Origin of the sequence: Legionella maceachernii, assembly GCF_900167045.1 — a bacterium.
Taxonomy (GTDB): Bacteria; Pseudomonadota; Gammaproteobacteria; order Legionellales; family Legionellaceae; genus Tatlockia; species Tatlockia maceachernii.
The window spans coordinates 128,460-140,367 of the sequence record NZ_FUXJ01000006.1 but is presented as its reverse complement, the minus strand read 5'-3'; the positions used below and the strand labels follow the sequence as shown (position 1 = coordinate 140,367).

The window sequence follows — 11,908 nt, the reverse complement described above, 5'->3', positions numbered from 1 at the left end:
CTTTTACCTTTTAAGTAACTCCGCTCTCCACAGGAACCCTATGCAGCAAGGTGAATTTTCGCAAAATCGATCACTCCTTACTCTCTTTCGTGCGAATTGGAAGTTACTACTCGCGGGATCATTTTTTTGCTTTTTCTTCGCAAGTATTCTTTTTTCTGGATGGCCATCTGGGTTAATCCCTAATTTAAAATACCCCTATATTTATGGAGGAGACATCAATTTCACTTCTTGGGAAATTCAACGTGTCACCGAAGGTTGGCTTTTTGAGAACCCTCGGAGTGGTTATCCTTTTGGTTCAAATTTTTTAGACTACCCGCACTCTGATAATGGAAATTTGCTTGTTTTAAAAGCGCTTGGCACCCTGACTGGCACTTATTATGGCGCTTTAAATTTGTACATATTACTTGGTTTCCCTCTGGCCTTTGTATTCGGCTTCCTGGCTTTGAAATCGTTTGCACTAAGAACGCGCTATGCCTTTGTCGGAGCAATGTTATTTGCTTTTGCGCCTTTTCATTTTTTACGTTTAGGCCATGTTTTCTATACATGGTATTTTGTGGTCCCACTCTATTTTTTCTTTGGTTGGAAAATCTTTCTAGGTGACCTATCCATTTGGCCTCTCAATCACCCAAAAAAAATTCTAAATCTAATGCTTCCATTAATTATTTTGAGTTCATTTGGAGTTTACTATGCATTCTTTGGGCTTATTCTTTTCATGGTTGCGGGCGTAGGTGCTTCTGCCAGGGATAAAAAATTCCACGGTATTTTTTCGGCTACTGCACTTTCCAGCATGGTTGCTTTAGGCGTTATACTGAATATTTTACCGACTCTGATTCATAAGCATGAGTATGGTAAAAATATCGAAGCTGCTTTTCGAATTCCAGAACAGACTGAGACTTTCTCGTTAAAAATCGTTCACCTATTTTTCCCCTCTTCCTTACATAGGATTAAACGATTTGGCTCTTATATTAACCTCTATGGCAGATATTTTGGCATGAATGAAGCCGCCGCTACCTCAGCATTAGGCTTTTTCGCTTCTTTGGGTTTCCTGACCCTCCTTTTTAGTTTTTTCTATGCAGCACTTGGCAAGCAAATTGATATTCGTCTCAGATTATTTTCTATTTTGGTCTTCGCATTTTTATTAATCACCACTGTAGGAGGCTTTAATGTTTTATTTGCTCTTTTTGTTTCACCCCTCATTAGAGGGTGGAATAGAGTAAGTATTTTCATCTCTTTTGCTGCATTTACTGGCTTTTTCGTCCTGCTCCAAAACAATAAAAAGTTAGAATCTCTCCAAGCTAAAGGTACATGGGTTGGTTCAGTAGTTCCTTTAAGTATTCTTTTAGTTGGACTCCTTGATCAAACCCCCAAAACCTTAACCCCTCTAACCCAATCGTCTAAAGAGAAGTTTAACGAGGAAAGCAATTTCATTAAAAAGATAGAGGCAGTATTATCGCCAGGGGCTTCAATTTATCAACTTCCCTACGTCAGATTTCCTGAATATGGGCAGTATCTAAACTTGCCGGATTATGAACTGTTAGGTGGCTATTTAAATTCCAAAACACTACGCTGGAACACCGGAGGGATGAGAGGTCGAGAAGGCGATTTGTTCTATCGTTCACTTGCTCAAGAACCCATTGAAAAGCAATTAGAAGTCATTCAGCGCCTAGGCTTTTCGGGTATATACATTGACCGACGGGGTTTTGAGGACAATGCCGAAAGCTTATCCGAAAAGCTAACTCAACTCTTAGGGACTAAGCCAACCTTGGTACGAGAAGATAATCAGGTACTTTTTTTCCAAATTAAATCGTTAGCTCATTCATAATGAGCTCAATGCATTACTTAACGAGAGCAGGCGTTAATGTTTGCGACAACGAATTTAGCGTGCCTTGGATCGATTTCCGATAATTTAATGGGTTGTCCATCGGCTTTCATGCTCAAAACGACTTGGCTTGAGTTTATTTTTACCCATGGCGTATCAAAAAAGATGTCCCCTTCTTGTTTGGGTAAATAGTACTGACCTAATAGCTCACCAGATCCACTTTTTAATTCAACTACAACCGAACGTGGATGTGGGATGCTTAGTACTTTAAAGGAAAATCTAACTTCATTTGCAGCACCTTCAACGCGGTAAGAATAATTTATTACGTCCTCAACCCAGTTCCATGTATCACCTTCCATATTGATTTCTGTATTATAACCCCCTTCATTTTTGCTCAAGAGCATATAACTATAAGGAACCGAGCGCCGATGGATTAAAAAAGGGCCAACTTCCTGGGTTTGATTCCCACACGAATTATTTTTATTGCTCAGTGTAACCCACTCAACATTAGCAGAGGGTTGCATCACTCTGTCTTTCGGAGGAAGATGGCCCGCTATATACCCATCATCCTCATAATTGCTGGATATCTTTCGATCATATAAGACATACGTTACCATCTGCCGAAGCTTATGGTGTTCTGCACCAAGAACAAAATGGATCGGATCTTCTTTAGGAATATCTGCCACAGTGGTACGTAAATCGAGTAAGGTGCCAAATGGATTTCTAACTTGTTTGGTTTCGTAAATAAAGCCCTGAATTAACTTATCAGTAGTAAAAGTGCATTGAAAAAATAAGCCCATTGCTAATAACCCAATGTAACCCATTGAAAAAAGAGGTCTTAATTTTTTATGCTTTTGCCATAAAATGGCGAAAGTAATACTCACTAACGCTAATGAAAAGGGCGCAGCGTATTTTGAAATTTTGTATTGTAAAAAAGTGTGTCCAACCTCAATTGCACTTCCATTGGGAGAAAAATACCTGAATTTTATGAAAAACAAGCCTAAGGCAAAATTCATACAAAACAAAAATACTAATGCTAGATTATTTTTAATGTTTTTTCGCATAAAACGAACTAAGGTAAAAAGCAATATAAGAAGCAAGATTGGAAAAACAATGGTGCTTACATAGTAATCAAAACCATAAGGCTCATCCATAAATGATTTCATACCGAAGGCGTGTGCTAAAAATTGAATTGGCGACCAAGGCATAGGCCAACCAATTGCTGCTCCTCCTTTTGAAATACTCAAAGTTACTAATAAATTTCTAGCAATCCTAATCGCCTCATAATTTAGTAAAATAATGACTTGTAAAAAATAGACACTAAAAAAGAAGAGTAACGCCTTAATTTTATTTTTGAAAAAAATGCCCGTAATGATAAGAAATATCCCTAACCCAATTGTGAATATTGGAAATGGTTCGTTATAGGCAAAGAAAAACGCTGCAGTACAGATAGCAAGAGGAAAAGCAAAGAGCACTAATTTAAACCACTTATAATTTTGATTACAAATCGCTAGGGTTAGTGCAGGGAGAAGAGCAGTTATCCCTGTTGCAAAAGCAAGACCAAAGGTTTGTGGAAAAAATCCCCACTGGGCACCCAACAAAAAGCCATTCAGAGAAAAACAGGGGATAGCTGCTAAAGCAAGAATAACCATCCTTGAAACTGGTATAACTTGCCTTATGATCCCGCCAAGAGCTAAGCATCCGGTTACAAAGGCCAATGCAACTGTTGGAGTATAAGCATAGTAAGACCATTTTAGTTTAAATAACGATTCCGCGTATCCTAAAAGGAAAGAAGCTCCCATCCTTGAACCATTATTTTGATACAGAGAAATCTGTGATAAGGCAGGGTAAAAACCTGAAGTGGCAGCTTTTTCTGAAAAAGCATGCTCTTGTAACCATTGTCCATGAACCAGGTAGGTAAATATATCGGTAAAAGGATTGTAACCCTGGTAATAAACAATCGTTGCTAGTATGGGCAGTGAACATAGACCAGTAAACAAACTGATTTGCAAACCCTCATAAATTAATTGCAATCGCTTCCTTTCAAAAACAATCGCCAAAAGTACCAATACGAAAGTAATACAGAACGTATATTCAAATCGAAAAGGTGAAATCCAGCCATAGAGAGTTGCTATCAGTAGAAGACAAGATAAACCTAGAATAGGAGCAATATAAAACCCTATTGACTCTTGGAGCTCGATAGGTAGTAAGTTTACAATCCGCTTACCAATGAGCATGCAAAGTAGTAATAAAACCCATAACTCAATCATTGTCGTGATATAGTTCATAAAGCGCTCTCTCTAGTCCTTTTAGCTCTATAGCAGCCACCTATAACCCGAGGAAATGAGTAGGAAATACCTCAATTGCCTGGTTCCACAACCCTAAAATTGAACAACGGCATTACGAGACATCGCTTTGATTGACAATCATTTCTGCAAAGGCAAAAGAGCTTGTAAAGGCCGGCGAAATGGCATTCAAAACATGCATCGATTGTTGGGTTTGTTCAAAAATATAATCCATCTCCAGCTGCTTGGTTTTAATATTGATAAGCTGAGGACGAATACCTGCCTTCGATGAGGGAATAATGTCTTTTTCTTGAAGTACTGGAATAAGTTTTTGAGCTGCTGCAAGAAAAAATTTTTTATTGTATTTTGCTAACTCGGTTTTAGCGAGCAAACGAAAATTGTTTTGATTATTGCGATACATCGATGCCAATCGCAAACTAATACTTAATGCTTCTGCAACTCGAACACCATGCCAGCGTTTGTAATTCTCACGACCTAGCACTGGTATTGCTGTAGGACCTATGTAAGCGTCTCCGGTAATCAAACGAGTAACATGGACACCTAAAAAAGGTAGAGAGATATCAGGCACCGGATAAAGATTAGATTTAATAAGATGATTTGCTTCCGGACTTAGCTTCCAATAAATCCCCTTAAAGGGAACTAAGGCATAATTTTGAGCCAAATTGAACCATCGTGCGATCGTATCCGCATGAGCACCGGCGCAATTATAAAGGTATCCGTAAGAAAACCTTCCTTTGGTTGTAATCAATTGGGTCCCTTTTGCGCTTGTTACTTGGCAGCCAAAAACAAAGGAAACGCCTTGCTGCTCTAATAAAGCGCGAAGCTTATTTAGCACCGCTACACTATCGATTACAGCAGTATCAGGACAATAAATTGCGGCAGGGCCTTCAGCCGCTGCTGGCTCTAACTCTAAAAGTTGTTGTCTACTTATTCGCTCTGCTTTAATGCCATTTTGTTGCGCGTTGTGCATGAGACGATCAACCGTGGTAAGCTGCTTCTCAGAAGTCGCTAAAATAACCTTCCCCGATTTCAAACAGGGAAGATTATGTTCTTTGGCAAACTCAAACATCCTCTGCGCACCGCGGGCACAGACTTTAGCCTTTAAGGTATCATTAGCATAATAGATCCCACTATGTAAGACCCCGCTATTACGGCCACTAGCATGCACACCGACATGGTCTTCTTTCTCAAGAATGACGATGGTTGCTAAGGGCAGACGCTGCTTTAGTTCGCGAGCCACGGTCATTCCAACAATACCCGCTCCTATAATAATAAAATCAAAAGTATGCATTAGACGTTACTGTACTGTGTGTTTTTCATCATGGTATAGCCTTTAATTAATTCGGCAATCCCTTGATCCAATGACACTGTTGTTTTAAAGCCTGTTTTTTCTATTTTCGCATTGGACACCACATAATTTCGCTGGTCAGGATCTTTGCCTACTGGTGCGTCAATAAAGACAAAGTCGGGGACTTGCTTTTGGATTCGCTCACATAATTCCCGTTTAGAGATGTTAGTATCTGAAAGGCCCACGTTATAGATTTGTCCTTTCATTTTATCAAAATTGGTGATGCCATGTTGGAATGCACGAGACACATCACGCACGTGGATGTAATTACGCTTAAAGGCGCTTTCAAATAAGACAACAAATTTATCGTGTACAGCACGATAAGTGAAATCATTAACTAATAAGTCCGTCCGCATTCTTGGTGACATGCCAAATACTGTAGCAAGACGGTAACTAATCGCATTTTCTCGTTGCATCAATTCTTGCTCAACCTTTACTTTTTCTTTTGCATAAAGTGAAATAGGTCTTAACGGTGATTCTTCTGTACAGAAATTTTTTTCATCTCCTGTTCCGTAAGCACTATTCGTCGTCGGCATTAACACAATTTGCTTTTTGGATAAAAGACGCAGCATCATGATAATTGCATCATGATTAATTGTGCTCGCCCCAACAGGATCAAAATTGCAAAGCGGAGCACCTACTAAAGCGGCTAAAGGAATAATAATATCGGCCTTTTTTATTAATGGTGTGATAGTACTTTCTACTCGGATATCCCCTTTAACCACAGTAAAATTAGGATTATGGCAAGCATGATTAAGGCTCGCTTGCTTGAACATAAAATTATCTAATACCGTTACCTTATGGCCTGCATGGAGTAAATCAGGGACTAAAGTAGAACCAAGATATCCGGCTCCACCTGTAACAAGAATGTTATAGCTCATTTAATTTCCTTTTCTTATATTTCTTCAACTTCAATCTGAAGCATTTCGTTAATATTCGTTGGCGTTGTTTGCGACCAATGGCCAAATAACGCTAACTCGACACTTTCGCAAAGCGTGTGGGCAAGTATAATATGCACCTCTTGAATGGTGCTAGTTGCCATTCCAGGGGCAATAACACAGTAATCGGCTAATCGTTTAACGTCTCCTCCATCTCTACCACAAAACACTAAACTGGGAATTCCTAAGTTACGACAGGTTTCTAAAGCCTTTAATATATTAGCCGAACGACCTGAAGTCGTGATGCCTAAAAAAATGTCCTTACCTGTCGCTTTACCAGCCAACTGCCTTGAGAAAACAAAATCATACCCATAGTCATTTCCAATTGCAGTAATAATAGAGCTATCGACAGTTAACGCTTCTGCGGGTAGAGGGTCCCTATCGCGAGCCAATTTACTGACAAATTCAGCGGCCAAATGCTGAGCATCAGCAGCAGAACCTCCATTTCCAGCAATATAAAGCCGCCCCCCTTGTCGGTAGCAATCAACAACCGCTTCCACTGCTTTGTTAAAAGTAGCTAAAAGTTCAGTATTGTTAATTAATTGAAATTTAGCTTCGATGGAGTCTTCAACGTTTTTTTTAAGTAAATTAATTGGACACCAGAGTTGCTTCGTCACTGTATTTCCTTATATTCAAATTTAATAATGAGGCAGCGCGTTGGTAGTCATCAGGAACTCCAATGTCAATAAAAATCCCATGAAACGCAAGCCCGAATAAACGTTGTTTAGATAACAAAGCTTGGGATAGGATGTCATTTTCCAATGAAATTTTATCCCCCGGAATTATTTTATTCTTCATTAGCGCTTGTTGCCGAACCCAATAAACGCCCCCATTAGCTAAGCAAGAGAGCTGCTCTTTTTTGGGTGTTAATGACTTGATTTCCCCCTCGGGCAGCACATCCATACCCATATAGCGAGCCGTGTTATTCGTAGTAAATAATGACAAACACCAATCGGCCGCATTTTCCTGTGCAAATTGGACTAATTGTTGCAGATTCACTGCAAAATACGTATCCCCATTTAACACCAAAAAAGAGGTGTCAGCTTCTATTTTTTGAATCGCTAATAAAAGCCCTCCACCGGTACCCATCGGCGTTGACTCAATAACGTAATCGAGAGCAACCCCTTTATAAGAGTCCCCAAAATGCCCAACAATGATTTCATATTTGTAACCAATCGAAAGCACAAAACGCTTGATGCCCTGAGCAATCCAATAATCAAGCAAATACTCAAGGAAAGGCCGGCCATGAATAGGAGCCATTGGCTTTGGCACATCAGACACCACCGTCCTGAGTCGAGTGCCAAGCCCACCAGCAAGAATAACCGCTGTCGTAGTCATAATCTCATGCTTCACTTAATACTTTAACCGAATTAAGAATCGCACAGATTTCATCGACTTCTCTATCAGTAAGATCGGGGAAATTACCGATATAAAAACCATAAAAATGCACATGCTCGGTTTCAGGAAATTCGAGGTGATGATTTTTAGGAACAATTCCTTTTAAATAAGGCTGACGAATTTGATTGCCTCCGCCCGCGCTACCGCGTCGAAATTCGATACCATTAGCTCGCATATGTTCCATGAGACGATGGACTAATTGGTCATCCGGGGATTTCAAAATAAGATTAAAGGCATAATTACTCGAACCTTCAATCTTGAAATCAGTCCTGTAGAGAGTAGAATCTATTTGTTTTAGAAAGCGTTGTAAATTTTGAGTCCGACGCTTTACATTCTCGTCTAAGCGCTTCAACTGACTGCGCCCTAAAATACCGCCAATTTCTGTGTTACGGGTATTGTACGCAGGAAACGCAAAGATAAAATCAGGATTTAGCTCAGGATTTTCTGATAGGTAAAGACGACGGATTTCTGGATCGTTAGCTTCCCTTACCATCCCATGAGAACGCAACATACGCACTTGTTGATAAACGAGCGGGTCATCAGTACAAATCATTCCACCTTCTATCGTGCTCATGTGGTGAGCATAGTAATAGGAGAAATTAGATATCCACCCGAAACTTCCTAGTTTTTTACCATTGTGGGTAGCACCGTGGGATTCACAAACATCTTCAATCAGAGGAATACCTCGTTTTTTTAATTCGGCGAGTAGCTCATCGGTTAAACCATCGAACCCCTGAACATGCGTTAGGAACACCGCGCGAGTTTTGTCAGTAATTTTAGCTAAAATTTTCTTTGGATCCATAGCAAGAGTATGTGGATCAATATCTACAAAAACAGGAGTAAATCCATTCTGTAAGACTGATGCGACATCGGAAACCCAGGCGAGCGGTGGCGTAATGACCTCGCCTCCTTCGGGATGCCGAATTTTCAGAATCGCCATAGTCAATAAATTAGCAGAAGCACCAGAATTAACTAAAACACTGTACTTAACGCCAAGCCATTTAGACCATTCCTCCTCAAACGCTCGGACATTTGCTCCGTGTGTGAGGATAGGGTCGTCTTGTTTAAGGTATTCAATAACGGCATCCAGGTCTTCACGCAGAATATTATTACGCATTAATGGGTATTTCATGGTTTCTCTCTTATTTGCTTTTTATGATTGCGCTAGCAAGAGATCGGAAGACTCTATCTCTTGAGCAGTAATATTATTCACAAATTCAATCACATTTTTCGTTACAATCTCTTCTCCAATTCCAACCTGTTCGTGGAGATAGTCTCTACTGCCTAATTCAAAACGATATGCGCCTTCAACCCCAATATTGAGCACAGGCAAGTTCATATGGCGACGCGCAATAAAATCGAACAACATGGCATCTACTCCTCCTCTTCCTCGAAAACCTTCTTCCATGGTAACGACACCCTTATAGTGAGAAAGTAGGGAAGCAAAGGAATCTGCTGCAAAATGAGAAATATTAAAAAGGTCTATGACCCCTACATGAATGCCTTTTGAGCTCAGACGTTCAGCGACTTTTAACGCGGTATGTACCATATAGCCCGTCGCTATCAAACAAACCTTTTTCCCCACCCGATGCTCGTGAAAGCCCAGATTTAATTGAGGCGGGTTTGATTCATAGAGAACCGGCAACACCTGAGCATCTAGTCGCAAATATTTAGGACCGTTATTGGATAAGCACAATTCGAATAGTTTAGCCGTTGCGACATGATCCGCTGGCGAATACACTGCCATATTTGGCATTGCGCGCATCAACGTTAAATCCTCATAACACTGATGCGTAGGACCAGAGACAACATAACTATAACCTGCGCCAACGCCAATTAAAGTGACATTTAAAGGACGAACTTCAGAAAGAAGAGCAAGGCTGACTCGTATTTGCTCGTAGCATCTCATTGTAATAAAAGGGGCAATGGCATAAGCAAAAACCTTAAACCCTTCAATGGCGAGGCCTGCTGAAATATTGATGAGATTTTGTTCGGCAATACCAACATTCACAAAACGTTCAGGAAATTGCGTCCTAATTTTATCTAATACGGGAGAGCCAAAATCCGCACTCACAAAAAACACACGCTTATCCTCAGCCATCGTTTGACAAACACGCTCAAGGAAAGCGTCTCGCATCGCAATAGGTCGTATATTCATCAGCATACCTCCAGTAAGGAATCAAGTTCCTCACGCTTTGGGTTCATAATATGACTTAAAGCAGCGTTTTCAATGGAGGGAACTCCTGCCCCTTTTTTAGTGTGTGCAATCAATGCCTTGGGTTTGCCGTTAATCTGAGACTTCATTGCTAAAAGCGCCTGTTGCACCGCTAGAACCTCATGACCATCCACTTCAATACAATCCCAACCAAAGGCCTGCAATCGCGCAATTAACGAATCATGGGTAACAATGTTAGCGGTATAATCAAGCATACTAATTTTATTGTCATCGACAATAAGGTGCAGATTATCCAGCTGATGATGAGAGGCAAACATGAGCGCTTCCCAATTAGCCCCCTCATGTAACTCACCATCACCAGTAACCACAAAAACTTGTCTGTCGCTTTTTTTTGCTTTTAATCCTAAAGCGATGCCTGTTCCTACACCTAAGCCATGTCCTAGAGAACCATTCACTGTTTCATACCCTGGAATAACAGGATCAGGAATACCACCTAGAAAACTTCCTATTTGACAAACACGCTCTAATTCTTCCATCGCAAAAAAACCAAGATCGGCTAGGATAGGGTACATGCAGATCGAACCATGCCCCTTACTAATAATGCAGCGATCACGCTCTTCCGCACGTGGGCTTTTAGGGTCAAAGCGCAATACGCCTCCATAATAGAGCGCAACAAAAACTTCAATAACAGATAAAGAAGACGCTAATCTCGTTTCTGGAGCACGCCGATGTATTTGAAGGGTCTCGCGCCAAACCCATTGTGCTTTGTCACGCAAAAAAGAAGGATTGTTATTAGTCATTGTCAAGATAATCCATTGGGTTGATAAAGGACGACACGACTTCCTGAACTTTCAAATTCAAAAGGTACATGAATTAAATGCTGAAGACGCTTACGGATTTGCGGCTGTACTTCGGGTTTAGCGAAAAGTAAAAGGAATCCACCGCCTCCTGCGCCTAGAATTTTGCCTCCTATAGCGCCAGCCTTCATCGCTTCATTATAAATATCATCAATTTCAGGGGTGGAAATCTTGTCAGAGAGGCTGCGCTTATAAAGCCAACTTTGATGAAGAAGCTGCCCAAATTCCTCAATGGATGCTGAAGGAGATTGTAAAATCTGAATTGCGTCATCAACCATAGCACTCATTGTTTTGAGTTCTTTTTCACGATTCTTAAAGTTATCAATTTTTGATTTGGCAATCTCTGAAGCAATCCGTGAAAATCCTGTAAAAAACAACATTAAATGGCCTTGCAACTCTTGTAATCGATTTTTATTTAATATAATCGGTGCGACTTCGAAAGGGGCGTTATTTTTTTTAAATTCAATGCGGTTAAAACCACCAAAAGCGGCTGAAATTTGATCTTGTGACCCCACATTTTCTTTAATAATTTCTTGCTCAATGTAAATCGCATTCTTAGCAAGGTCTTCTTTCGGAACATGTTTGCCTTGTAAAGCGGATAGGGCATGCACCAAACTGACAGTAAATGACGACGAGGAACCAAGGCCTGAGCGCGCAGGCAAATCACCGTCATGATGGATTTCCAACCCGTGCTCCAGATCGGCCCATTTTAAAACAGCTCTAGCCGCTGGATGTTCAAACTCGTCAAAATGTTGGACTGTTTCAATCCGCGAATAAACAAGACGGTATTTATGCTCAAAAAAAGGGGGTAAATAACGGCAAGTAATATAACAGTATTTATCAATACTCGTTGCTAACACAGCGCCTCCATGCTCTAAATACCAAGCTGGATAGTCTGTGCCACCACCAAAAAAAGAGATCCGATACGGGGTACGAACGATAATCATTTATACACAATTCCCTATAACTTTAATTATTATTCCAATTAGGACTGTTGACCTTACTATTTAGGTTAACTGAAGGTCAATAGGTTCCTAAGCAATTTTCAACCTATCTCTTGCATTAC

Annotated in this window: 10 protein-coding genes; 1 reads left to right on the top strand and 9 read right to left on the bottom strand. The window is 40.4% G+C overall.

What is annotated here, in order from left to right; translation table 11 throughout:
- Nucleotides 1-40: 40 nt before the first annotated feature.
- Nucleotides 41-1,822: a hypothetical protein gene (locus tag B5D33_RS06490; protein WP_058453687.1), complete on the top strand. Its 1,782-nt coding sequence runs from the start codon at nt 41-43 to the stop codon at nt 1,820-1,822.
- Between the two features lie 17 nt (nt 1,823-1,839).
- On the opposite strand, the gene B5D33_RS06485 is transcribed toward B5D33_RS06490, so the two are convergent.
- The 9 genes from B5D33_RS06485 to B5D33_RS06445 all read right to left on the bottom strand — a co-directional run bounded on the left by B5D33_RS06485 (nt 1,840) and on the right by B5D33_RS06445 (nt 11,789).
- Nucleotides 1,840-4,107, bottom strand: a complete 2,268-nt coding sequence (locus tag B5D33_RS06485; RefSeq protein WP_133140940.1) for a hypothetical protein — start codon at nt 4,105-4,107, stop codon at nt 1,840-1,842.
- Between the two features lie 112 nt (nt 4,108-4,219).
- Entirely contained in the window at nt 4,220-5,416 is a 1,197-nt protein-coding gene (lhgO, locus tag B5D33_RS06480; protein WP_058453685.1) for an L-2-hydroxyglutarate oxidase, read from the bottom strand.
- Nucleotides 5,416-6,354: an NAD-dependent epimerase/dehydratase family protein gene (locus tag B5D33_RS06475; RefSeq protein WP_058453684.1), complete on the bottom strand. Its 939-nt coding sequence runs from the start codon at nt 6,352-6,354 to the stop codon at nt 5,416-5,418. The genes lhgO and B5D33_RS06475 overlap by 1 nt, the downstream gene beginning before the upstream one ends.
- 14 nt (nt 6,355-6,368) lie before the next feature.
- On the bottom strand, nt 6,369-7,028 hold the full coding sequence (locus tag B5D33_RS06470) for a D-sedoheptulose-7-phosphate isomerase (protein ID WP_078767363.1): 660 nt from the start codon (nt 7,026-7,028) through the stop codon (nt 6,369-6,371).
- Complete coding sequence (locus B5D33_RS06465) at nt 7,000-7,749, bottom strand: nucleotidyltransferase family protein (RefSeq protein ID WP_058453683.1); 750 nt, start codon at nt 7,747-7,749, stop codon at nt 7,000-7,002. Before B5D33_RS06465 ends, B5D33_RS06470 begins: the two co-directional genes overlap by 29 nt.
- A gap of 4 nt (nt 7,750-7,753) precedes the next feature.
- The gene (locus B5D33_RS06460; RefSeq protein WP_202972396.1) at nt 7,754-8,941 is read right to left on the bottom strand and encodes a DegT/DnrJ/EryC1/StrS family aminotransferase; all 1,188 of its coding nucleotides are present in this window, start codon (nt 8,939-8,941) and stop codon (nt 7,754-7,756) included.
- A gap of 21 nt (nt 8,942-8,962) precedes the next feature.
- Nucleotides 8,963-9,967 (bottom strand): transketolase family protein, encoded by a 1,005-nt coding sequence (locus B5D33_RS06455; RefSeq protein ID WP_058453682.1) that lies wholly within the window; start codon nt 9,965-9,967, stop codon nt 8,963-8,965.
- A complete protein-coding gene (locus tag B5D33_RS06450; RefSeq protein WP_058453681.1) occupies nt 9,967-10,785 on the bottom strand; it encodes a transketolase in 819 nt (272 codons plus the stop codon). Before B5D33_RS06450 ends, B5D33_RS06455 begins: the two co-directional genes overlap by 1 nt.
- A gap of 2 nt (nt 10,786-10,787) precedes the next feature.
- Complete coding sequence (locus B5D33_RS06445; RefSeq protein WP_058453680.1) at nt 10,788-11,789, bottom strand: GHMP family kinase ATP-binding protein; 1,002 nt, start codon at nt 11,787-11,789, stop codon at nt 10,788-10,790.
- Nucleotides 11,790-11,908 lie beyond the last annotated feature (119 nt).